We start from the raw sequence: 20,782 nt of genomic DNA on the forward strand, positions 1-20,782 counted from the left end.
GCGCACGGGCCCCATTCTCCCTGCTGGACTCATCACCGGTCACGGAGTTCACGCGGCGGGGCGTCCCGTCCGGCGCGCGGGGCGTTCGGGGCGGCGGGCATACCGCTGGATACCGGATGGCCCGTCTGGATACCGGACGGCTGTCTAGATACCGGACGGCTGTCGGCGGCGCCCCGTCCCGCGGGCGGCTTCCGGGGGGTCGGCCACGTCGAGGGTGACGAGGACGCCGTCCGTGTTCCGCCTGCGCCGGGGGCCCGGGCCCGCGGCGGGTTCGCCGCTGCGGGTGAACCACTTCGGGCAGCTGCCGACCGGTTCGAGGGTCCTCCGGCCGGGCACCGGTGTGAAGGTGCGCGAGCCCGGGGCGGTCTCCTTGTACTCCTGGTGGACGAGGTGGATGGCGCGGACGCGGCCCGTGGCCCTGGGCCACCCGTCGCTGTGCTGCTCGACCCGCAGCAGCCCCTCGTACTCCTTCTCGTCCCAGCCCCATGTCCGCATGTCGTCGGATTCCATGGGCATCAACGGCCACGTCACCTCGTCCCCGACCGAGAACGTCCTGCCGCAGCACTCCATCTGCCAGCTCTCGTACAACGCTCGCCTCAGAACCATTCCCCCACCTTCCTAGGAACCGGCACCCGTCCGCGAGACGTTTTCCCCTTACGCCCGGTACGGTCGGGCTCGCCGACCGCCCCGTTCCCGGCCCAGCCGGCCCCGACCCACAGGAGTCCACCGTATGACCACCGCCACCACCCGCCACAGCGAGCGGCGGATCAGTCCCGTGTTCCTCGGGATCCTGGCCGTCACCGCGGTCACGGGATGGGCCACCTGGACGGGGTTCGCCGACCAGCCGGGCGTCGCCGTGTTCCTGTTCGTCACGGCCGCCTGGATCGTCTCCCTGTGCCTGCACGAGTACGCGCACGCGCGCACGGCCCTGCACAGCGGTGACATCTCGGTCGGCGAGAAGGGCTACCTGACGCTGAACCCGCTGAAGTACACGCACGCCCTGCTCAGCATCGTGCTGCCGGTGGTGTTCGTGATGATGGGCGGGATCGGGCTCCCGGGCGGCGCGGTGTTCATCGAGCGCGGCCGGATCCGGGGCCGCTGGCGGCACAGCCTGATATCGGCGGCCGGCCCGCTGACGAACGTGCTGTTCGCGGCGGTGTGCACGGCCCCGTTCTGGCTGGACGCACTGGACGGGGTGCCCCTCGAGTTCCGCTTCGCCCTCGCCTTCCTCGGGCTGCTCCAGGTGACGGCCGCGGTCCTGAACTTCCTGCCGGTCCCCGGCCTGGACGGCTACGGCGTGATCGAGCCCTGGCTGTCGGACGGCGTCAAGCGGCAGGTGGAGCCGTTCGCGCCGTTCGGGCTGCTGTTCGTGTTCGCGCTGCTGTGGCTGCCGTCGGTCAACCACGTATTCTTCGACCTGGTCGACGCGATCCTGCGAGGGCTCGGCGTGAGCGACTTCGACGCCTCGTACGGCTGGAGCCTCTACCGCTTCTGGGACTAGGGCCTGTCTGACAATTCCCGCCTGCCCCGCGACGCCTGGCACGCACGCTCGCCGCGTTGCCGAACCACCCACGTGGCTCCGCCACGAGGGCGCTCCGGCGCCTTGCGATCGCACGCACCAGACGCCGCGGGGCCCGCCCTTCGGGCGGACGACGGGAATTGTCAGACAGGCCCTAGCCGGCCCGGCCCCGCCGCAGGTAGTACCAGGTCATGTTGGACGACAGACCGGCGAGCAGCACCCAGACGACCCCCACCAGCCAGCTGCCCTGGACGAAGGAGACGACGGCCGCGGCCACGGCGAGGAGACACACGACGAGGGCGTAGAGGGCGAGGCGGGGCATTTCGTTCAGGCTCCTGTCGGGGGACACTGCTTCGGCGACCAGTGTCCCCCATCCGGTCAGACGTCCGTGATGCGGAGCCCCGCATGCGCCTTGTACCGGCGGTTGACGGAGATCAGGTTCGCGACCAGGGACTCCACCTGGTGGGCGTTGCGCAGCCGCCCGGCGAAGATCCCGCGCATACCGGGGATGCGCCCGGCCAGCGCCTGGACGGTCTCCACGTCGGCCCGCTCCTCGCCCAGCACCATCACATCGGTGTCGATCTCCTCGATCTCCGGGTCCTGGAGGAGGACCGCCGAGAGGTGGTGGAAGGCGGCGGCCACCCGGGAGTCCGGCAGCAGCGCGGCGGCCTGCTCGGCGGCGCTGCCCTCCTCCGGCTTCAGCGCGTAGGCACCCTTCTTGTCGAAGCCGAGCGGGTTGACGCAGTCCACGACCAGCTTCCCGGCCAGTTCCTCGCGCAGGGACTCCAGGGTCTTGCCGTGCCCCTCCCAGGGCACCGCGACGATCACGATGTCGCTGCGCCGCGCGGTCTCGGCGTTGTCGGCGCCCTCGACGCCGTGCCCGAGCTCCTCGGCGGCGGCCTGCGCGCGCTCGGCGGCCCGCGAGCCGATGATCACCTTCTGGCCGGCCCGGGCGAGCCGGTAGGCGAGGCCCTTGCCCTGCGGTCCGGTGCCGCCGAGCACGCCGACGACGAGTCCGGAGACGTCGGGGAGGTCCCAGGGGTCCTTGGCGGGGGCCTTCTCGGGGGCCTTCGCGGGCTGCTGTGCGCTGTCGCTAGAGGTCATGCGCCGACTCTACGTCCGCCGCCACCCCATCGGCTCAGCCGAGCCCCGCCGCGGGCACGGGCGGCTCCTCGGGCGCGCGCGGGCCCGCGGTGGGCGGACGCTGTCCCCGAATTGAGCGAATCCGGGGTGAACTCCACGTCAAGAGTGTCCGTTTGCGGCACCATGCGGTCGTATGGACGCCGTACGGGTCGCGCTGCTGCGGGAAGTGCTCGCCGGAACCGAGTGGCTGGGCGCCACCCGGCGGTTCGCGGGCGTACTGCGCGGGTCCGTGGTGACGCACGGCGGCGGGCTGCTGCTGGTGGGCACCCCTCGGTACGAGCCCTGGCATCTGGCGGCGCACCTGGTGGACGAGGCCGCCTGGTCGGGCACGCCCGAGCTGGCCCCGACCCTCGTACGGCACGACGCGCGCCCCTCGGACCCGGCGCACCTGGCCGTCGGCCCCGGCCGGCTCGAGGCGGCCCGGCGGGGCGAGACCCTGCTCGTCGTGGCCCCGGCCGAGCCCGCCCCCCTGCTCGAACGGGTGCATGACGCCCGGCGGGCCGGAGTGACCGTGCTGGCCCTCGGCGCCGGCGGGGGCGAGCTGGAATCCATGGCCCACGAGACCCTGGCCGTACCGGAAGGCGCCGAGCTGGACCTGGACAGCGTCCAGCACCTGGTGAGCGCGGCGGCCGGGGAGAACGCCGGCTCCCCGAGGGCCCGGCGCCGCTTCCGGGACCGTCTGTCGAGACTGGCGGAGGCCCTGACCGCACCCCCGCCCGCACCCTGGTGACACTCCCGGCGAAAAGCGGTTGCCGCGTCGCTTGCCCCGTCCGACGATGACCCCTCGTGACCGGCGCCTCCGACGCACCCCCCACCGGCAAAGGCCCCGCGGGGATCCGCGCCCTCCTCCCGGACCTCGCCCCCTGGCGGGCCTCCGCCGACTTCCGCAAGCTCTGGATATCGGGGCTGATCAGCGACTTCGGCAGAACGCCCGGACGAACGAGCACGCGGCGCGGATGCGCGAGCGGCGGGCCGCCGGGGTACCCGCACCGATGCGGAACTGATCAGTCCACGCGCCCGGTGCGGGTCCTGTCAGTCCTCGTTCAGTCCTCGTCCGTCTTCCCGCCGGCCGGCGCGTCGTGCCAGCGTGGGTCGTTCTCCCACTCGAGGTTGCGTTCGCGGGCGCTCTCCATCGCGTGTTCGGCCTCCGCGCGGGTGGCGTACGGGCCGAAGCGGTCCTTGGCCGGGCACTCCGGGCCCTCCTCGACCTTCTTGTGCTGCAGGCAGTAGTACCACTCGCCGGGCTTCCCGACGGTCCGCTTCTTGAACAGGGCCATGACCAGCTCCTCTCGCCACCGACATGTTCCCCCACACCCGCTGGTTAGACTCGCTGGCATGTCTGGCCAGTCGCTGCTCGTCCCAGGGGAGCTGTCCCCCACCCGTTCGGTCCCCGGCAACATCCGCCGCCCCGAGTATGTCGGCAAGCCCGCGCCGACGCCGTACACCGGGCCGGAGGTGCAGACGCCCGAGACCATCGAGGCGATGCGGCGCGCCGGGCGTATCGCCGCGCAGGCCATGGAGGAGGCCGCCAAGCTCATCGCGCCGGGCGTCACCACGGACCAGCTGGACAAGGTCGCCCACGAGTACATGTGCGACTACGGCGCCTACCCTTCGACGCTCGGCTACCGCGGCTTCCCCAAGTCGCTGTGCACCAGCGTCAACGAAATCATCTGCCACGGCATCCCGGACTCGACGGTGCTCAGGGACGGCGACATCGTCAACCTGGACGTGACGGCGTACATCGGCGGGGTACACGGCGACAACAACGCCACCTACCTGGTGGGTGACGTCGACGAGGAGTCACGGCTGCTGGTCGAGCGGACCCGGGAGTCCCTCAACCGCGCGATCAAGGCCGTGAAGCCCGGCCGGCAGATCAACATCATCGGCCGGGTCATCGAGTCCTACGCCAAGCGCTTCGGATACGGCGTGGTCCGGGACTTCACCGGGCACGGCATCAACTCGTCGTTCCACTCCGGGCTGATCATCCCGCACTACGACAGCCCGCAGGCCACGACGGTCATGCAGCCGGGGATGACCTTCACGATCGAGCCGATGCTGACCCTGGGCACGCACGAGTACGACATGTGGGACGACGGCTGGACCGTGGTCACCAAGGACCGCAAGCGGACCGCCCAGTTCGAGCACACGCTGGTGGTGACGCGGACGGGCGCGGAGATCCTGACGCTGCCTTAGGCTCCGCGTCGAGCGGTCGAGGTCGAGCGGTCGAGGCGGACACAGGTCACGCGGTGCGGGAGAGTGCGGGTATGAGAGATCGATTCCTGAGAGCGAAGCGGTTCCCGAGTACCGTCGGCGGCCAGTTCGCCCTTGTCGCACTGATCGTTCTGATCGTCTTCGCGGGAGTCTGGGCGGGGGTCTCCTTCTTTCTGCAGGAGATCTTCGGAGGCGGCTGGTTCGCGGTCTGAACCGCGACAGCGAGGGGGCGCCGCCCTTCGCGGCGGCACCCCCTCGCCCTGTCAGTGCAGTATGCCGTTCAGCGCGTCCTGCAGTACCCCGGCGTACGCGGTGGTGCCGAGGTCATTGGGATGTACCGAGCCGCGACTGGGCATGGTCTTCTCCTGGAAGTCCCCCGGCCCGTTCGGGCTGAACTGGACCGGGTTGATGTAGTGGTCTCCGTCGCAGAAGGCATGGCCGTTGAACTTGTACTCGGGGTTGGCGAAAACGGCGTTGCCGTCCCCTGTGTCCGCGACAGCCTGCTTCATCGCCTTGGCCAGGGCGTCGGCCCAGCTGTTGAACATGGCGACTTCACGATCGTTGTACTCGACGGCGCAGGCCGTGGGGCTGAACAGTCGCGGGTACCCCATCAGCACGATCTTCGCGTTCGGGGCCTGTTGCCGGATCTGGTCGAGCGTGTCGGTGACCGCGGGGCCGACGACGTCGGCTATGAACTCCGGCTCGTAATCGGCCAGAGGTTTGGGATCGCCCTTGTAGGTGTAGCCGCTGTCGGAGCAGTCCGTGGTCGCGCAGGCGGCCGCGAGTGGCGAGAAGCGCGCATCGTTACCGCCGATGGAAAGCGTGACGAGAGTGGTGTCTGCGCTCAGTACACCGGAGCCGATCTGGGGAACCTCGCGGAACTCTCCGTCCCAGCCCCATCCCCATGGCGCGGTCCGGCTGTCGCGCGCGCCTCCCAGGTCCTTGCCCAGGACGTTGTCGGTGTACGCGCCGGAACAGGCGACGAACTGATAGTCCAGGGTGGGATCGTTCGCATCGGCCAGGGCTCCGACGGAGGACGAACGCCCCGGCAGAACGGCCTTGCGGCTCCAGGCGTTGGCACTGCGGTGGCAGGCGTTCCAGGTGGGCTTCCCATAGTCCCGGTCCGTCTCCGTGGCGAAGTTGCCGGCTCCCTCGCCGGACGAGAACGAGTCCCCCATCGCGACGACGAAGTCCTTCGGCTTCGCGGAAAGCGGGGCGAACGCCACGGCTCCCCAGGCGATGTCGTCGTCGGCGGTCCCGTCACCGGTGTCGTTGGACAGCTCCACCTTGGGAGTCCCGGTGAAGTGGTAAACGCCGAGAGCAACCCACGTGTTCTTGCCGTAGCGGGTGTTGATGTAGCGCTGCCGGTCGCCGCCCGCCACGCCCTTGATCACGTAATGGGCCTGTTGAGTCTGGGCGCCGGTGTCGGGCAGGTGGACGAGAACACGGGCCCAGCCGTTCAGAGTCTGATTCAGCGTCCAGGTGCCCTTGATGGTCATCAACCCGCTGTCGCCGCCGAGATGGTCCTTGTCGCGGGTGTGGGTGTACCAGTAGTGCCCGCCGTAGCCGCCGCCGACCTGGTGCAGATCTGCCTTCGCCTGATAGGGGCCGAGGCCGGGACCGGTCGCGGTCTGGTCCGGGTAGAACGTGAACTGGAAGCTGCCGGCGGAGGACACCTGACTGGGACTGCAGTCGCTCCAGGACTCGGTCCCTTGGGCGACGGAGGCGACGACACTCGCGCCGGCGGGTGCTGCCGAGCAGTCCGGTGCACCATGCTGAAGGCGGGTGCCACGTCCCGGCTCCGAGATCACCGTCTGGTACTTGATGTTCTCGTGCCCGCAGTCGTTGGGGCAGTCGGTCTTCCAGGTGGCGTGGGGCTGGTTCCACCAGTACTTCGCGTAGCACGCTTCGTCCGGGCAGTCCGGTGGCGAGTTCGGGTCGCAGTTGTTGTTGCCGTTGCAGAAGGTGCTCAGCGGCGGTGAGACCTTGCTGCGCAGCTCGGGGGTGGTCCACCAGGCGGGCCTGAAGCCGGCGGAGGAGAACCCGGATTCACCGGGCCAGTCCTGACGGCCGGAGGTGCTGTAGGAGAAGCCGGTGTCGATGGAGAAGGCGGCCCAGCCCATCACCTTCTCCTCGTACGGCCAGTCCTGGGGGTGTGCTGCGTCGTGGTTGGCGTCCGTGCCGTCCGCGGAGGTGTCCATGAACGGGTGTCCCCAGCTCTTCGCGTAGAGCGGGTTGGCCGGGTTGTTGTACCAGCCCAGTCCCCAGTGCCCGTTGTGCTGCGACGCCTGGGAGGGCGGGTTGAAGCCGAGGTTGTAGTTCCAGGCGGCGGTGAACCAGTTCTCCACCATGGACGGGTCGTCGTTGTTGACGGTGATCGTCTGGCCGGCCGTGTGGACCTCGTTCCACTTGTCGGCGAGGATCTTCATGGAGGCGGCGATGTTGGTCGCGTAGTCGACCGCCACGGCCCTCTGCAGGGACGGCGACAGGCTCGTCTCCCCCGGCTTCTCGTGCCCGGCCAGGCGCATGCCGTCGGTGACCTGCCCGACGCCGTAGCCGCAGTCGGACTTGTCCCAGTGGATCCGCCAGCTGGAATCCGGGTCACCGTCCACTTGCTTGTGACCGTAGTAGCCGTCCACGGCAGCCAGCGGGTTGCCCATCTGGCCGGGGATCGAACCGCTCTCGGCCTCCCACAGGTTCGACTCCTGAGCCATGATCCCCAGCAGGACGTTGACCGGGATGCGCCCCTTGCCGTCACCGCCCTTCAACGCCGGCAACGGGAACAGGCCCTGCGGGTCGATGGTGCTCAAGGTGGTCTGACTGCGGTAACCGCCCTGCCGGATGACATCCGCGTGCAGCTTGTCGCGTACCGCCATGTCCGCGGCCCACTCGACCTGGTTCGGGGTCGGCTGCAGCGCCTGTGCGTTCAGGTCGTTGCGGGAGACCCCGCACCAGCGGTCGGTGTCCCGGGGGTCGTTCGACACCGCGATCGCGGTCCGCGCCAGGTGCTTGTGCCCACCGCCCCGGCCCGCGGCGGTGAGCGCCGGCGAGAAGGTGGACTTCCCCGCAGCGGACCGCGCGCCCGGCGTCGCGTTCGTCGTCCGAAGCGCGCTCTGGACGGACTGGGTGATCTTCTCACCGGTCGTGGTGGCGGTGGAGGTCACCGTGGTCACGGCGGCCGACGCCACGGTCGCCGGGGCCTGCGCCGACCGCTCCTCGGACGGTACGGCCCTGGTGAAGCCCTTGCCCGCGCTCTTGATCCGCTGCAGGCCCGCGTGGACACCGGGGGTGAGCACCGGCTGGACGGCAAGACGCCCCAGCGTGGAGATGTCCGCCTGTGAGGGGGCGTTGAGGCGGACCACGCCGGTGCCCTGTGTGCGCGGGGTGCCGGCGGGGTGGCCTGTCAGGAACACCCGGCCCGCCACCCCCTGGGCGAGGTCCAGGTCGCCGAGCTTGCCCGAGGCGATCAGGGACGGCCGGCCGTGTCCGGCGACCACCTTCGCGTGCGCGGTGGTGTCGTTGCTGCGGTCGACGAAGGCGATCCGCCCGTGTGCGGCCGGGCGGATGTCGAACGGTACGGTGTCCGCGGTGGTCAGGTTCTTCACCGTGCCCGAGCGGTCGATGCGGACCAGGTGGCGACCGCGTGCGGCGACCGTGCCGTCCTGTACCGGCACGGCGCTGGTGACCTCGCCGCTCACCACCGTCGCGCCGGTTGTCTTCCCTGCCGTGTTGACCGTCATCACACGCGTCTTGGTGCGCTCCGGGTCGTTCATGTCCCGGTAGGCGGTGAACGCGGCGGTACGGGTGTCCGGGTTGCAGGTCGGGTCGAAGTAGGCCAGCGACACCGTGAACGGCAGCTTGGTGACCTGCCCGGTGTCCAGGTCGACGATCGCGGCGAACGCGCCGCCCTGCATCAGGTCAGGCTTGTTGGTGAACGCCCGCGGCGCGTAGACGACGGCGGCGTGCGCGTGGTCGATGACGCACTGGTTACCGATCCACGAGTCCGCGGGCATGCCCGGCTCGGCCAGCACGGCGGCGGTCTTCCACTCGTACGCCTTCGCGCTGTCGGCGACCAGGACATGCAGGCCGTCGGCGTCCGCGGCCGCGGTGACCGCCCGGTCCCGGGAGGTGTTCCAGCCCTTGCCCAGTTTGCCGCCTGGATCGGCGACACGGCTGGAGGGTGCCGGCGGTGCGGCCTGACTGCTGCCGGGAGTCGACGTCGGCGCCGCGACGGCGGGCACCGCCTGTAACAGCCCGCCGGCCAGTGCGGCACAGGCCGCCACAGCGGCCAGGGGTATGGACGTCCGGCTTCTGGGTCTCAAAAGGGTGTTCTCCGTATCTCGTTGAGTGGGTTCCCGTGCCTGTCACGGCACGGCTCTGCCCACCCATCCCAGGCGGAGGGGCCTGCAAGGAGGGCGGGAAACGCGGGACTTTTCCATCCGGACAGCAGAGTTGCCGGGCCCGCGAGGCCGCCCCCGTGACGGCCGGATTCTGAGAAGTCTGTGAGAAGATCGCGGGTCGCCCGGACGCTAGCACTGCGCCCCAGCAATGATCGATCGTTTTTGCGATTCCTTGCATCGCGGCCAACTCCGCGTGCTCACAGGCCTGTTGCCGGGCACCCAAGCGTCAACGCTCGGGCTGGCGCTCCAGGATCACGCGTCCGCCGACCTCCACCCAGCCGTGCGGCTGCGGGGCCGTGAGGAGCTGGGAGCCGGAGCCCTGGGTGATGTTGAGGGCGCGGCCCAGTCGCTCCGTGAGCAGCAGGGCCGCCGCGCCGGTCGCCTCGTCCTCGTCGATGCCGTCGTCCCGGCCGGGGAAGGCGCGGGCGCGGATCCGGCCGGCGGCCTCGTCCTCCCACGCCCAGGCGTAGATCCTCCCCCACTGCCCGAAAGGCGTGGGAGGTGCCCCCATGCCGGGTGACGGCACGGGCAGCGCGTCGACCTCGGCGGCGGTGGCGTACTGGCGCAGGGTGCTCGGCGGCGCCCACTCGGCGCGGGCCTCGATCCAGCTGAACTCGCCGTCCAGGCGGACGCCGACGACTCCGGCCGGGGTGACCAGTTCGGGTACGTCCAGCAGCCAGCCCACGCCGACGCAGGGGTGACCGGCGAACGGCAGGCGGAGGGTGGGCGTGTAGATGTCGATGACCCCGCGCTCCGGGTCGTCCACGAACACCGTCTCGCTGAAGCCGAGCTTCGCGGCGAACGCCTGCCGGTCGTCCGGGTCGGGGACCCGTGAGCCGTTGCGGACGACGCCGAGCTCGTTGCCGTATCCGCCGTTGGCCGCGCAGAAGACGCGCAGCACGTCGTAGTCAGTCACCAGGGCATTGAAACATCACGGCGGCGGCCAGGGCGTCCCAGGCGGGGGCGCCGCCAGGGAGCGGCCAGGAGCGCGTGCGGGCACGCTCGTACGGCAGGCCCGCGAGAGTGTCATGGAGCCCCTGGACCACGCACCCCGGGTCCGCCCCCTCGGCCAGTGCCGCCACCGCCCGGTCGTGGCCGTCCAGCAGCAGCCAGCCGGCCAGTGCCGTGACCCACCACAGGAGGACGGGTGCCAGGGTTCCCTCGCGCGCGTGCTTCCGCTGGGCCTTCACCCGGGGCGCGTCCGGCGGGGAGAGCGGCCGCAGCGGTACGACGCCCTCCCAGCCGCCCGCACACCAGTCGAGGTAGCAGTCCGGCCATGCGCGCATGAAGTCGCCGGTCCACACGTACGGAGGGAAGACCTGCCGTTCGGCCAGCTGCCAGCGCGCGTCGTGCAGCGGGCCGTCCGGTGCCCCCTCCAGCCACCGGGCGTACTGGTGGGGCCAGTTGACGTCCGACCGCATCAGCGCCGAGCGGACGGGCGGCAGCGGCGAGCGGTAACCGTCGAGGTGACGGAGGAAGACGCCCTCGTTCGGGCCGTCCACCCGCCCCAGGAACACCGGCCGTCCGCTCTGCCTCAGGAGCATCCGGCCGCCGTCCGCCGCTTCGAAGCGCAACGGCGCGGGGCCCGGTCGCTCGCGGACGTCCAGGACCAGTGGCCCGTACGTGGAGTCCTCCCTGCGCGCCCTCTTCATGCGGCCAGTGTCCGGGACACGCGATCACTTGACCTCTCCTTTACCGTCCCTTGGGGTCGACTTTTCGCCGTCGATATCAAGCCGTGTCTGTGATCTTTCTGTGGGAGCTGAATCGGGGGCCGGGTGGGTATGACTGAGGTAAGCCTCAGGTAAGTTAGGCCAGCCTCACCACACCATTCCGCTTGGAGCCCTGGAGCCTGCATGCGAGCCGTCCGACTCACCGTCACCGCCGCCGCGACCGCGGCCGCTCTGACCGCCCTCTCGGCCTGCACGGCGAAGAGCGACGCAAAGGGTGCCGACGCCATCCAGGTGACCGCCGCCGACTCCACGTGCGACACCTCCGCCAAGTCCGTTCCGGCCGGCCAGGTCACGCTGCGGATCGAGAACAAGGGCAGCAAGGCCACCGAGGTCGAGATCGTCCTCCCGGACGGCCGGATCATCTCCGAGAAGGAGAACGTCGGCCCCGGCACCAAGTACACGCTGACCGCCGAGGTGAAGGCCGGTTCGTACGAGATCGCCTGCCGCCCGGGCATGAAGGGCCACGGCGTCCGGCAGAAGCTCACCGTCACCGGCGGCTCCACCGCCAAGCGGAACCCGCAGCTGGACAAGGCGGTCGCCGACTACCGCGACTACGCCCAGGACCAGGCCGACGAGACGCTGCCGCTCGCCGAGACCTTCGTGAAGGCGGTCAAGGACGGCGACCTCGAAGCCGCCAAGAAGGCCTACGCCCCCTCCCGCCTCGGCTGGGAGCGCACCGAGCCGGTCGCCGAGTCCTTCGGCGACATCGACCCCAAGGTCGACGTCCGGGCGGACGGCCTGGAGGACGGCCAGAAGTGGACCGGCTGGCACCGCCTGGAGAAGGCGCTCTGGCAGGACAAGAAGATCGGCGCCGCGGAGAAGACCCTCGCCGACCAGCTGGTGACCGACCTGAAGGACTGGCAGAAGCGGGTCGGCAAGGCCGAGATCAGCCCGACCTCCATGGCCAACGGTGCCAAGGAGCTGCTCGACGAGGTCGCCACCGGCAAGGTCACCGGCGAGGAGGAGCGCTACTCGCACACCGACCTGGTCGACTTCAAGGGCAACGTCGAGGGCGCGCAGAAGTCGTACGAGCTGCTCAAGCCGGTCGCGCAGAAGAACGACCCGGCGCTCGCCAAGGAGCTGGACAAGCAGTTCACCTCGCTGAACACGCTGCTCGACAAGTACCGGTCGGACAAGAACTCGTACGACTTCGTCTCCTACGACAAGGTCACCGACGACCAGCAGAAGGAACTGTCGGACGCGGTCAACGCCCTCGCGGAGCCGCTGTCCAAGCTCGCCGCGGCTGTTGTGAAGTAGGGGGACGAGGACGATGACGGACAACCAGGGAACCAGCCCCTCCCGCCGCTCCCTGATCGGCTGGGGCGGTGCCGGCCTCGCGCTCGGGGCCGCCGCGGCCGGCGGTGCGGTGGCGATGGCGAAGACCGGCGACGACGTGGAACCGACCGCGGCCGAGGCGGGCGCTGCGGTGGAGTTCCACGGCGCCCACCAGGCGGGCATCGCGACGCCGGTGCAGGACCGGCTGCACTTCGCCGCGTTCGACGTGAAGACCGACGACCGCGCCGAGTTCATACAGATGCTGAAGGACTGGACGGCCGCCGCGCACCGGATGACGGCCGGGAAGGCGGTGGGCGAGGGCGCGCACGGCGGGCTCGCCGAGGCTCCGCCGGACGACACGGGTGAGGCGCTGGGGCTGAAGCCCTCGCGGCTGACGCTGACGATCGGGTTCGGGCCGTCCTTCTTCGAGAAGTTCGGGCTGGCGGACAAGCGGCCGGCCGCGCTGGTCGACCTGCCCGCCTTCCCGGGTGACAACCTCGACAAGTCCCGCACCGGCGGCGACCTGTGCGTCCAGGCCTGCGCGGACGACCCGCAGGTCGCCGTGCACGCGATCCGCAACCTGGCCCGGATCGGCTTCGGGAAGGTCGCCATCCGCTGGTCGCAGCTCGGCTTCGGCAAGACCTCCTCGACCACGCCGGACGCCCAGACGCCCCGCAACCTCATGGGGTTCAAGGACGGCACCCGCAACATCGCCGGTACGGAGACGGACCGGCTGAAGAAGTTCGTGTGGGTAGGGGAGGGCGGGGACGGCGACGCCGGCTCGGCCTGGATGACCGGGGGGTCGTATCTCGTCGCCCGGCGGATCCGGATGAACATCGAGACCTGGGACCGCACCTCGCTCCAGGAGCAGGAAGACGTCTTCGGCCGCGACAAGGGCGAGGGCGCCCCGGTCGGCAAGGCCAAGGAGCACGACAAGCCGTTCCTGAAGGCGATGAAGCCGGACGCACACGTCCGCCTGGCGCACCCCGACTCCAACGACGGGATCACCATCCTGCGCCGGGGCTACTCCTTCACCGACGGCACCGACGGCCTCGGCCGCCTGGACGCGGGCCTGTTCTTCCTGGCCTACCAGCGTGACGTGCGCAAGGGGTTCATCCCGCTGCAGCGTCGGCTGTCGGCGAAGGACGCGCTCAACGAGTACATCCAGCACGTGGGTTCGGCGGTCTTCGCCGTCCCGCCGGGCGTCCGGGACTCCGGCGACTGGTGGGGGCGGACGCTGTTCTCGAAGGAGGCGTAACCCGTGTTCTCCAACTACCTGATCGGTCTGCGCGAGGGCCTGGAAGCCAGCCTCGTCGTCTGCATCCTGATCGCCTACCTGGTCAAGACCGGCCGCAGGGACGCCCTGAAGCCGATCTGGATCGGCATCGGCATCGCCGTCGCCATCGCGATGGGCTTCGGCTGCGTCCTCGAATTCGGCTCCCAGGAGCTGACGTTCAAGGCGCAGGAGGCGCTCGGCGGTTCGCTGTCGATCGTCGCGGTGGGCCTGGTGACGTGGATGGTGTTCTGGATGCGGCGCACCGCCCGCCATCTGAAGTCGGAGCTGCACGGCAAGCTGGACGCGGCCCTGGCGATGGGCACGGGCGCGCTGGTCGCGACGGCGTTCCTGGCCGTGGGCCGGGAGGGCCTGGAGACCGCCCTGTTCGTGTGGGCGTCGGTGCACGCGGCGTCCGACGGCACTCCGCGCCCGCTGGTCGGCGTGGCGCTGGGCCTGGCGACGGCGGTCCTCCTCGGCTGGCTGTTCTACCGCGGCGCCCTGAAGATCAACCTCGCCAAGTTCTTCACCTGGACCGGCGGGATGCTGGTCGTGGTCGCGGCCGGCGTGCTGGCGTACGGCTTCCACGATCTGCAGGAGGCCGACATCGTCCCGGGACTGACGAACCTGGCCTTCGACATCAGCGGCACGATCCCGCCGGACAGCTGGTACGGCACGCTGCTGAAGGGCGTGTTGAACTTCCAGCCCGACCCCACCGTGATCCAGGTCACGGTGTGGCTGCTGTACCTGATCCCGACGCTCGCGCTGTTCCTCTCCCCGGTAGGGTTCGCCTCCGGGAAGGGGAAGGTGACCGCACCGGATGACCAGGGATCGCAGCCCTCGCAGGCTCCGCAGGCGTGACCGGAACGCACTCATAGCCACCTCGCTGACCGCTTTGTCGCTGACGGCGAGCGGATGCGTGGTGGTGCACGGGGAGCGCGAGGTGCTCCCGGCGACCACCCGCGCCGAGGCCGCGAAAGCGTTGCAGCAGTTCACGGACGCGTACAACAAAGCCGACAAGGCGTACGACCGTTCGCTGGACGCGGATCACGTCACCGGCGCCTTCGGGGACATCGACGGGGCCCGGCTGCAGGCCGGGCATGTGAACAGCCCCGGCGGCAACACGGGGCACACCCCGCTGAAGCTGTCGGACGCGAAGTACACCATCGTCAAGAAGGCGGGCTGGCCGCGCTGGTTCGTGGTGGACGCCGCCGCCAACAAGGGCGGTGCCGCGCGCTGGCTGTTCGTCTTCACCCGGCACGATCTCGCCGAGCCGTGGCAGGCTGCGTATGTGACGCTGGTGGCCCCCGGCAACGTGCCCGAGTTCAAGAAGGACAAGGACGGCTGGGGCGAGGCCGTCCCCGCGGCCTCCGCCTCCCTGGCCGTCGAGCCGCAGCAGCTCAGCCGGCAGTACGCGACGTATCTGCAGAGCGGCGGGAGCGTCTTCGCGGACGGCGCGCACACCAGCGGGTGGCGCAAGGACCGCGCGAAGGAGGCCAAGAAGCCGGGGCTGGTCAGGCAGTTCATCGACGAACCGCTGACGAGCGGCGACTACGCGCCGCTGGCGCTGCGCACCGCGGACGGCGGGGCGCTGGTGTTCTTCACCACGCACCACTACGAGAAGCAGACCGCCGCCGCGGGCACCTCCGTGCCCACCCCGGGCGACGACGTGAAAGCCCTGACGAAGGGCGAGATCAAGCAGTCGCTGACGCTGGAGCTCATGTCCAACGAGGTCGCCCTGGACCCGAAGGCGGGCGGCAAGGTGTCGGTACTGGGCCGGATCCAGGGACTGACGGGGGCCGAGGGCGGCTAGAGCCTGTTGCAACAGGCCTAGAGATCCTCGGTACATCCGGGCCCGCCCGGCCGGGGCTTCAGTGCCGCAGGGGCCAGGCCGCCGGTGTGTGGCCGGGTTCCGCACCGGCGTGGCGGGCGCAGGCGTCGGTGAGGGTCTCCAGCAGGCTCAGTGGGTCCGGCAGCGGATGCTCCGGGCCCCGTACCCAGCGCACGGCCTTCTCGTCGCCCGGCAGCCGGGCCGGCGGGACCAGCACGTACGAGCCCCGGCAGTGCCAGCGCAGGCCCGGGTGCTCGTCCATGGTCTCGGGGTGGCAGTCCAGCTCGCAGGGCCACCACTCGTCCTCGTCCTCGGGTGTCCCCCGGGTGAGGGTGAAGAACAGCATGCGGCCGTCGTCGCTCTCGGCGACCGGGCCGACCTCGACACCGGAGCCGAGCAGCCTCTGAAGCGCCTCCCGGCCGGCCTCCAGGGGCACGTCGAGGACGTCGTGCACCATGCCGGTGGCGGTGACGAAGTTGGCTTGCGGCTGGTGCCGGGCCCAGCGCTCGATCTGGGCGCGGTCGGTGGTGGACTGCGTCTGCCAGGCGAACGACACCGGGTGCCGGGCTGGGGTGGGGCAGCCGACGCGGTCGCAGGAGCAGCGGTAGCCGGGTGCGGGGTGCGCGGCGGGCGCGAGCGGCAGTCCCGCTCCGGCGGCGGCCAGCAGCAGGGCCTCACGGCCGCCGTCGTCGGCGGCCTGCTTCGGGCGGCGTCCGCGCAGCCACTGGGAGATCTTGCCCTGCCGGCCGGACCGGCCGTCGTACTCCGCGCTCATCTATCGCCTCGCCTCGCCTCTCGTGCGGTCAGCATGCCCTATGGTCCCACCGTCCCACGCTCCGGGGGGCCGTAGCCGACATCCGGGGTGAGTGAGACAAGACATACCGCAACGGCCCCGGCTCAGCGCGGGGCGAGGCCGTACAGCGCGTAGTCGACGAGGGTGTCGGTGTACTCGTAGGTGATCGGGCCCGTGTACTGGAGCCAGCGCTGGGCGAGAGGGGAGACGAAGAACTCGAGGGCGATACGCGGGTCGATCCCGGGGCGGACCTGGCCGGCGTCCTGGGCGGCGCGCAGACGGTCGACGTACAACTGGAGGGACGGTTCCAGGAGCTTGGCCGTGAATGCGCGGCCGGCCTGTTCGTTGACCACGCCCTCGGCGGCCAGGGCCCGGGAGGGCGCCTCGAACCGGGGGTCCGTCAACTGGTCGACGGTCGCCCGCAGTACGGCCTTGATGTCGGCGGCGATGTCACCGGTGTCCGGGATGGCGTAGGGCTCCCGCTCCGAGGCCCCCGCGTCCCGCGCCGCCTGTTCGCTGAGGTCCAGGAAGGCCTCCAGCAGGACCTCCGCCTTCGAGGACCACCACCGGTAGATGGTCTGCTTGCCGACGCCGGCGCGGGCGGCGATTCCCTCGATCGTGGTCTTCGGGTAGCCGGCCTCCGCGACGAGTTCGAGGGCGGCGGCGTAGATGGCGCGGCGGGACTTCTCGCTGCGGCGGGTGGTGTCGGGGGCGGGCTGGGCGGGCGGGGTGGGCTTCTGGGCGGCCATGGGTTCGAACCTATCAGGTTGACAAGACGGATCGTCTCGCCGAGACTGACTCATGCAAGAGACGAGACGTACCGTCTCGAATTCTCGATCGAATCGACCGTATGCGGAGGGAGACCCTGATGTCGCGAGGTGGAAGCGGAAACATGCTGGGCGTCGGCGGCACCCGCCGGAACCTCGGCCGCGAGGCGCTGCGGGGCGGCGGCCAGGACGGCCGCGTGGGCGGAGGCTCCGACCGCCAGGCCCAGAAACGGGAGCTGTTGCGCAGGCTCCAGGAAGGACGGGACACCCGGCGGTGACGCCGGGCGCGGGGGTCAGTCCTCCGCGGGGGGCCAGGGATCGCCCCAGCTCGCGTCCCGGGCCGCCTTGTACAGGTCGCCGTGGCGTTTGGTGACCGTCGTCCGGCGCAGTCGCTCGTCCGTCTCGCACAGGTCGAGGAGGACCTGGCCCTTGCGGATCTGCGGGCGCCGGACGACCCGGGAGGGCGCGGGGGTGACGGGCAGGCGGGTGGCGGCGACGTAGCTGAACTTCTCGTCCTCGTACGCCAGGGAGCCGCCCTTGACCTGGCGGTGCAGGGAGGAGCGGCTGACCCGCGCCGAGAAGTGGCACCAGTCGGTGCCGGGGGCGATGGGGCAGGCGGCGCTGTGCGGGCAGGGCGCGGCGACGTGGAAGCCGGCCTCGACGAGGCGGTCGCGGGCCTCGATGACGCGGGCGTAGCCGGCGGGGGTGCCGGCCTCGACGATCACGACGGCCCCGGCGGCCCGGGCGGCGGTGTCGACGAGGGCCGCGCGGTCGGCCTCGGTCAGTTCGTTGAGGACGTAGGAGACGGTGACGAGGTCGACCGGGTCGAGGGCGAGGGCCGTGCCGATCCGGGCGCGCTGCCAGCGGGCGTCCCGGAGCGCCGGGTGGGCGGCGGCGATCTCCTTGCCGAGGGCGAGCGCGGGCTCGGCCCAGTCCAGTACGGTCACCGGCCGCGTCCCGTCCCAGGTGGCGCTGACCGCCCAGGTCGCCGCGCCGGTCCCGCCGCCGACATCGGCATGGCTGCCCGGCACCCACCCGGGCACGGCGTCCGCGAACGCCGCCAGCGCCGAGCGGACCGCCTCGAAGGTGGCGGGCATCCGGTAGGCGGCGTACGCGGCGACGTCCGCGCGGTCCCGGAGGATCGGCGCGTGGGTCGGGGTGTCCCCCCGGTAGCTGGCGATCAGCCGCTCCACGGCCCCGGCGGCCTGTGAGGGTGGTAGCCCGTCGAGCAGTCCGGTGAGGGTCGCGCGGAGGGTGTCGGCTGCGGAGGCGGGGGCGTTCACCCCCCGATTCTCTCAGGCGCCCCGGACCGCCCTCGCCAGACGGGTGGCCGCCGCCGCCCTGGGCCCGCTGTCCGGTGGCCGCCGGCGGGGATGCACGGTGTTGGCAAGGAGTACCAGGAACGTGTCCGTGGCCGGGTCCAGTACCAGGGACGTCCCCGTGAAGCCCGTGTGGCCCGCCGCTCCCCTGCCCGCCAGCTCGCCCATGAACCACGGCTGGTCCACGGCGAAGCCGAGGCCGGGCGGGGTCAGCAGCAGTTCCACGAAGTCGGGGCCGAGGATGCGCGCGGGACCGTACTGGCCGCCCGCGAGGAGGGTGCGGCAGAAGACCGCGAGGTCCGGGGCCGTGCCGAACAGGCCCGCGTGGCCGGCCACCCCGCCCAGCGCCCAGGCGTTCTCGTCGTGGACCACGCCCCGGAGCATCCCCCGGTCCGCCTTGGCCCACGGCCGCCGCTGGTCCTCGGTGGCCGCGGCGCCCGGGCAGGGCCCGAAGCCGGTCGCGGTCATCCCCAGCGGCCGGGTGATCCCCTCGCGCACCAGGGCGTCGAGGGTGCGGCCGGTGACGCGCTCCAGCACGAACTGGAGCAGCAGCATGTTCAGGTCCGAGTACCGGAACGTGCCCGGTTCACCGCTCGGCTCCTCGGCCCGCAGCATCGCCAGCCGCTCGGTGTCGTCGGCGCAGTCGTACAGCGGCAGTTCGGGGCGCAGCCCGGAGGTGTGGGTGAGCAGCTGCCGTACGGTGACGCCGTGCTCGGCGGCGCCCCGGAACTCCGGGAGGTACGCGCCCACCCGGGCGTCCATGCCGAGGGTGCCCCGCTCGATCTGCTGAACGGCGGCGACCGAGGTGAACAGCTTGGTGAGCGAGGCCAGGTCGAAGGGGGTGTCGACGGTCATCGGCACCCGGGCGGCCGGCGGCAGTTCGACGCCCGCGTCGGTCTGAGGGTCGTAGGAGCCGTACCGCACCGCCCAGCCCGCCGCCTCCCGCCCGGCGATCACCGGCCCGCGCCCGGCCACCACGACGGCGCCCGCCGCCCAGGGCCGCTCCCCGGTGGTGAGGCCGCGGACCCCGCGGACCAGCCGGCCGAGTTCGGTGCGGTCGAGCCCGGCCCGTTCCGGGGTGTCGACGCGCAGTCTTGGCGCGCTCAGCTCTCCTCCCCCGCTCTCGACTTCGCTCGACCCGGGGGACCCCCATCCTCCGTCCCCGTACGCGTACCCGCGTTCCAGGGACGGCACATTCCCACGAAGCAGCCCAGCGCGACCACCGATCCCGCCAACTGGACGACGGCCATGGGCACGGCGCTGTGCTCCCCGGCGACGCCGACGAGCGGCGAGGCGATGGCTCCGACGAGGAAGGAGGAGGTACCGAGCAGCGCGGAGGCGGAGCCGGCCGCGTGCCGGGTGCGCAGCAGGGCGAGGGACTGGGTGTTGGGCAGGGTGATGCCCATCGCGGACATCAGTACGAAGAGGGCGGCGGCGACGGGGGCGAGGCCGACGTCCCCGAAGGCGCCGGCGGACATCAGCAGCAGCGCGGTGGCGGCGAGGACGACGACGGTCAGGCCGACGGCGAGCACCTTGTCCAGGCGGACCCGGCCGACCAGCACCTTGCCGTTGATCTGCCCGGCGATCACCAGGCCGACGGAGTTCAGGCCGAACAGCAGGCTGAAGGTCTGCGGGGAGGCGCCGTAGATCTCCTGGATCACGAAGGGCGAGGCACTGATGTAGGCGAACAGCGCGGCGAAGGCGAAGCCGCCCGCGAGCATGTAGCCGGTGAAGGGCAGGTCGGCGAGCAGACCGCGCATCGCGCGCAGCGCCTCGCCGACGCCGCCGCCGTGGCGTTCGGCGGGCGGCAGGGTCTCGGGCAGCCTGAGCCAGACGACGCAGGCCAGCAGGGCCCCGACCACCGTCAGGACCACGAACACGCCCCGCCAGTCCGTCACCCGCAGGATCTGACCGCCGATCAGCGGCGCGACGATGGGCGCGACCCCCGAGACCAGCATGAGGGTGGAGAAGAAACGGGCCATGGCGATGCCGTCGTACAGGTCCCGGACGACCGCACGGGCGATGACGATCCCGGCCGCGCCCGCGAGGCCCTGCGCCAGCCGGAAGGCGACCAGGGTCTCCACGGTGGGCGCGACGGCGCACAGGGCGGTCGCCACGACGTACACGGCGAGGCCGGCGAGCAGCGGGCGTCTGCGGCCCCACCGGTCGCTCATCGGGCCGACCACCAGCTGCCCGAGCGCCATCCCGGCCAGGCAGGCGGTGAGGGTGAGCTGGACGGTCGCCGCGGGGGCGTGCAGGGAGCGGGTGACCGCGGGGAGGGACGGGAGGTACATGTCCATCGCCAGCGGGGGTGTCGCGGTGAGGCCGCCGAGGAGGAGGACGAGCAGAAGTCCGGTGCGGCGCACGGCCGGGAGGGACGGCTGCCGCGCTGCGGTCCCCGGGACGGCCGGCCCCCGCGTCGCGGTCCCCGGGAGAGACGGCTCCCTCGGTGCGGCCCCCTGCTTCCGCTCCGGTGCCGACGCCGACGCGTGCTCGCCCATGTGCCCCTCCCTCTCAGACC

21 protein-coding genes and 1 pseudogene are annotated in these 20,782 nt (G+C 71.4%); 10 read left to right on the forward strand and 12 right to left on the reverse strand.

The window, feature by feature from the left end:
- Positions 1-144 precede the first annotated feature (144 nt).
- A complete protein-coding gene (locus ACH45E_RS13215; protein WP_361437762.1) occupies positions 145-606 on the reverse strand; it encodes a DUF6578 domain-containing protein in 462 nt (153 codons plus the stop codon).
- 124 nt (positions 607-730) lie between these two features.
- Between ACH45E_RS13215 and ACH45E_RS13220 the strand changes: the two genes are divergently transcribed.
- Positions 731-1,501 (forward strand): site-2 protease family protein, encoded by a 771-nt coding sequence (locus ACH45E_RS13220; RefSeq protein WP_361437764.1) that lies wholly within the window; start codon positions 731-733, stop codon positions 1,499-1,501.
- 172 nt (positions 1,502-1,673) lie between these two features.
- Here ACH45E_RS13220 and ACH45E_RS13225 read toward each other — a convergent pair whose 3' ends face one another.
- Together ACH45E_RS13225 and npdG are read right to left on the reverse strand one after the other, a co-directional pair.
- Positions 1,674-1,841 (reverse strand): hypothetical protein, encoded by a 168-nt coding sequence (locus tag ACH45E_RS13225; RefSeq protein ID WP_361437766.1) that lies wholly within the window; start codon positions 1,839-1,841, stop codon positions 1,674-1,676.
- Between the two features lie 56 nt (positions 1,842-1,897).
- Positions 1,898-2,623 carry an NADPH-dependent F420 reductase gene (gene npdG, locus ACH45E_RS13230; RefSeq protein WP_361437768.1) on the reverse strand — a complete coding sequence of 242 codons (726 nt, stop codon included), beginning with the start codon at positions 2,621-2,623 and terminating at the stop codon, positions 1,898-1,900.
- Between the two features lie 172 nt (positions 2,624-2,795).
- On the opposite strand from npdG, the gene ACH45E_RS13235 reads away from it, so the two are divergent.
- Both ACH45E_RS13235 and ACH45E_RS13240 read left to right on the forward strand, forming a co-directional pair.
- Positions 2,796-3,392 (forward strand): hypothetical protein, encoded by a 597-nt coding sequence (locus tag ACH45E_RS13235; RefSeq protein ID WP_361437770.1) that lies wholly within the window; start codon positions 2,796-2,798, stop codon positions 3,390-3,392.
- A 56-nt stretch (positions 3,393-3,448) separates the two neighbouring features.
- A pseudogene (locus tag ACH45E_RS13240) lies at positions 3,449-3,586 on the forward strand (MFS transporter); the annotation flags it as partial.
- Between the two features lie 119 nt (positions 3,587-3,705).
- Here the strand turns inward: ACH45E_RS13240 and ACH45E_RS13245 are convergent.
- Positions 3,706-3,939 carry a hypothetical protein gene (locus ACH45E_RS13245; protein ID WP_361437772.1) on the reverse strand — a complete coding sequence of 78 codons (234 nt, stop codon included), beginning with the start codon at positions 3,937-3,939 and terminating at the stop codon, positions 3,706-3,708.
- Between the two features lie 58 nt (positions 3,940-3,997).
- Here ACH45E_RS13245 and map point away from each other — a divergent pair, with 58 nt between their 5' ends.
- Complete coding sequence (gene map, locus ACH45E_RS13250; protein ID WP_361437774.1) at positions 3,998-4,855, forward strand: type I methionyl aminopeptidase; 858 nt, start codon at positions 3,998-4,000, stop codon at positions 4,853-4,855.
- Between the two features lie 71 nt (positions 4,856-4,926).
- The gene (locus tag ACH45E_RS13255; RefSeq protein ID WP_361437776.1) at positions 4,927-5,085 is read left to right on the forward strand and encodes a hypothetical protein; all 159 of its coding nucleotides are present in this window, start codon (positions 4,927-4,929) and stop codon (positions 5,083-5,085) included.
- 51 nt (positions 5,086-5,136) lie between these two features.
- Here ACH45E_RS13255 and ACH45E_RS13260 read toward each other — a convergent pair whose 3' ends face one another.
- The 3 genes from ACH45E_RS13260 to ACH45E_RS13270 all read right to left on the reverse strand — a co-directional run bounded on the left by ACH45E_RS13260 (position 5,137) and on the right by ACH45E_RS13270 (position 10,925).
- On the reverse strand, positions 5,137-9,195 hold the full coding sequence (locus ACH45E_RS13260; RefSeq protein WP_361437778.1) for a GDSL-type esterase/lipase family protein: 4,059 nt from the start codon (positions 9,193-9,195) through the stop codon (positions 5,137-5,139).
- Positions 9,196-9,499: 304 nt separating this feature from the next.
- Positions 9,500-10,189, reverse strand: coding sequence for a PhzF family phenazine biosynthesis protein (locus tag ACH45E_RS13265; protein ID WP_361437780.1), 690 nt, complete (start codon positions 10,187-10,189; stop codon positions 9,500-9,502).
- A complete protein-coding gene (locus tag ACH45E_RS13270; RefSeq protein ID WP_361437782.1) occupies positions 10,182-10,925 on the reverse strand; it encodes a hypothetical protein in 744 nt (247 codons plus the stop codon). The genes ACH45E_RS13265 and ACH45E_RS13270 overlap by 8 nt, the downstream gene beginning before the upstream one ends.
- A gap of 201 nt (positions 10,926-11,126) precedes the next feature.
- Between ACH45E_RS13270 and efeO the strand changes: the two genes are divergently transcribed.
- From efeO to ACH45E_RS13290, 4 genes are read left to right on the forward strand one after another with little or no spacing between them, the layout of a single operon-like run.
- Positions 11,127-12,260, forward strand: coding sequence for an iron uptake system protein EfeO (gene efeO, locus ACH45E_RS13275; RefSeq protein ID WP_361437784.1), 1,134 nt, complete (start codon positions 11,127-11,129; stop codon positions 12,258-12,260).
- A gap of 13 nt (positions 12,261-12,273) precedes the next feature.
- The gene (gene efeB, locus ACH45E_RS13280) at positions 12,274-13,536 is read left to right on the forward strand and encodes an iron uptake transporter deferrochelatase/peroxidase subunit (RefSeq protein ID WP_361437786.1); all 1,263 of its coding nucleotides are present in this window, start codon (positions 12,274-12,276) and stop codon (positions 13,534-13,536) included.
- 3 nt (positions 13,537-13,539) lie between these two features.
- Positions 13,540-14,412, forward strand: a complete 873-nt coding sequence (gene efeU / locus ACH45E_RS13285; protein ID WP_361437788.1) for an iron uptake transporter permease EfeU — start codon at positions 13,540-13,542, stop codon at positions 14,410-14,412.
- Entirely contained in the window at positions 14,372-15,364 is a 993-nt protein-coding gene (locus ACH45E_RS13290; protein WP_361437790.1) for a hypothetical protein, read from the forward strand. The genes efeU and ACH45E_RS13290 overlap by 41 nt, the downstream gene beginning before the upstream one ends.
- A gap of 58 nt (positions 15,365-15,422) precedes the next feature.
- Here the strand turns inward: ACH45E_RS13290 and ACH45E_RS13295 are convergent, their stop codons facing one another.
- Complete coding sequence (locus tag ACH45E_RS13295) at positions 15,423-16,157, reverse strand: bifunctional DNA primase/polymerase (protein WP_361437792.1); 735 nt, start codon at positions 16,155-16,157, stop codon at positions 15,423-15,425.
- 122 nt (positions 16,158-16,279) lie between these two features.
- Positions 16,280-16,924: a TetR/AcrR family transcriptional regulator gene (locus ACH45E_RS13300; protein WP_361437794.1), complete on the reverse strand. Its 645-nt coding sequence runs from the start codon at positions 16,922-16,924 to the stop codon at positions 16,280-16,282.
- Positions 16,925-17,067: 143 nt separating this feature from the next.
- Between ACH45E_RS13300 and ACH45E_RS13305 the strand changes: the two genes are divergently transcribed.
- A complete protein-coding gene (locus ACH45E_RS13305; RefSeq protein ID WP_399040689.1) occupies positions 17,068-17,220 on the forward strand; it encodes a DUF6243 family protein in 153 nt (50 codons plus the stop codon).
- Positions 17,221-17,235: 15 nt separating this feature from the next.
- Here ACH45E_RS13305 and ACH45E_RS13310 read toward each other — a convergent pair whose 3' ends face one another.
- Genes ACH45E_RS13310 through ACH45E_RS13320 form a run of 3 tightly spaced genes read right to left on the reverse strand, consistent with a single transcriptional unit; the run spans position 17,236 to position 20,762 of the window.
- Positions 17,236-18,225 carry a small ribosomal subunit Rsm22 family protein gene (locus ACH45E_RS13310; protein WP_361437798.1) on the reverse strand — a complete coding sequence of 330 codons (990 nt, stop codon included), beginning with the start codon at positions 18,223-18,225 and terminating at the stop codon, positions 17,236-17,238.
- A 12-nt stretch (positions 18,226-18,237) separates the two neighbouring features.
- Positions 18,238-19,368, reverse strand: a complete 1,131-nt coding sequence (locus tag ACH45E_RS13315) for a serine hydrolase domain-containing protein (RefSeq protein ID WP_361438216.1) — start codon at positions 19,366-19,368, stop codon at positions 18,238-18,240.
- The gene (locus tag ACH45E_RS13320) at positions 19,365-20,762 is read right to left on the reverse strand and encodes a multidrug effflux MFS transporter (RefSeq protein WP_361437800.1); all 1,398 of its coding nucleotides are present in this window, start codon (positions 20,760-20,762) and stop codon (positions 19,365-19,367) included. The genes ACH45E_RS13315 and ACH45E_RS13320 overlap by 4 nt, the downstream gene beginning before the upstream one ends.
- Positions 20,763-20,782 lie beyond the last annotated feature (20 nt).

The sequence above is a fragment of the Streptomyces sp. NPDC020299 genome, assembly GCF_044387825.1.
In the GTDB taxonomy this organism is placed as follows: Bacteria; Actinomycetota; Actinomycetes; order Streptomycetales; family Streptomycetaceae; genus Streptomyces.

Excerpts from the sequence above, each read along its gene's own strand:
- ACH45E_RS13215 (WP_361437762.1), bottom strand. The coding sequence starts at position 606 with ATGGTTCTGAGGCGAGCGTTGTACGAGAGCTGGCAGATGGAGTGCTGC.
- ACH45E_RS13220 (WP_361437764.1), top strand. The coding sequence starts at position 731 with ATGACCACCGCCACCACCCGCCACAGCGAGCGGCGGATCAGTCCCGTG.
- ACH45E_RS13225 (WP_361437766.1), bottom strand. The coding sequence starts at position 1,841 with ATGCCCCGCCTCGCCCTCTACGCCCTCGTCGTGTGTCTCCTCGCCGTG.
- npdG (WP_361437768.1), bottom strand. The coding sequence starts at position 2,623 with ATGACCTCTAGCGACAGCGCACAGCAGCCCGCGAAGGCCCCCGAGAAG.
- ACH45E_RS13235 (WP_361437770.1), top strand. The coding sequence starts at position 2,796 with ATGGACGCCGTACGGGTCGCGCTGCTGCGGGAAGTGCTCGCCGGAACC.
- ACH45E_RS13245 (WP_361437772.1), bottom strand. The coding sequence starts at position 3,939 with ATGGCCCTGTTCAAGAAGCGGACCGTCGGGAAGCCCGGCGAGTGGTAC.
- map (WP_361437774.1), top strand. The coding sequence starts at position 3,998 with ATGTCTGGCCAGTCGCTGCTCGTCCCAGGGGAGCTGTCCCCCACCCGT.
- ACH45E_RS13255 (WP_361437776.1), top strand. The coding sequence starts at position 4,927 with ATGAGAGATCGATTCCTGAGAGCGAAGCGGTTCCCGAGTACCGTCGGC.
- ACH45E_RS13270 (WP_361437782.1), bottom strand. The coding sequence starts at position 10,925 with ATGAAGAGGGCGCGCAGGGAGGACTCCACGTACGGGCCACTGGTCCTG.
- efeO (WP_361437784.1), top strand. The coding sequence starts at position 11,127 with ATGCGAGCCGTCCGACTCACCGTCACCGCCGCCGCGACCGCGGCCGCT.
- efeB (WP_361437786.1), top strand. The coding sequence starts at position 12,274 with ATGACGGACAACCAGGGAACCAGCCCCTCCCGCCGCTCCCTGATCGGC.
- ACH45E_RS13290 (WP_361437790.1), top strand. The coding sequence starts at position 14,372 with ATGACCAGGGATCGCAGCCCTCGCAGGCTCCGCAGGCGTGACCGGAAC.
- ACH45E_RS13295 (WP_361437792.1), bottom strand. The coding sequence starts at position 16,157 with ATGAGCGCGGAGTACGACGGCCGGTCCGGCCGGCAGGGCAAGATCTCC.
- ACH45E_RS13300 (WP_361437794.1), bottom strand. The coding sequence starts at position 16,924 with ATGGCCGCCCAGAAGCCCACCCCGCCCGCCCAGCCCGCCCCCGACACC.
- ACH45E_RS13305 (WP_399040689.1), top strand. The coding sequence starts at position 17,068 with ATGCTGGGCGTCGGCGGCACCCGCCGGAACCTCGGCCGCGAGGCGCTG.
- ACH45E_RS13320 (WP_361437800.1), bottom strand. The coding sequence starts at position 20,762 with ATGGGCGAGCACGCGTCGGCGTCGGCACCGGAGCGGAAGCAGGGGGCC.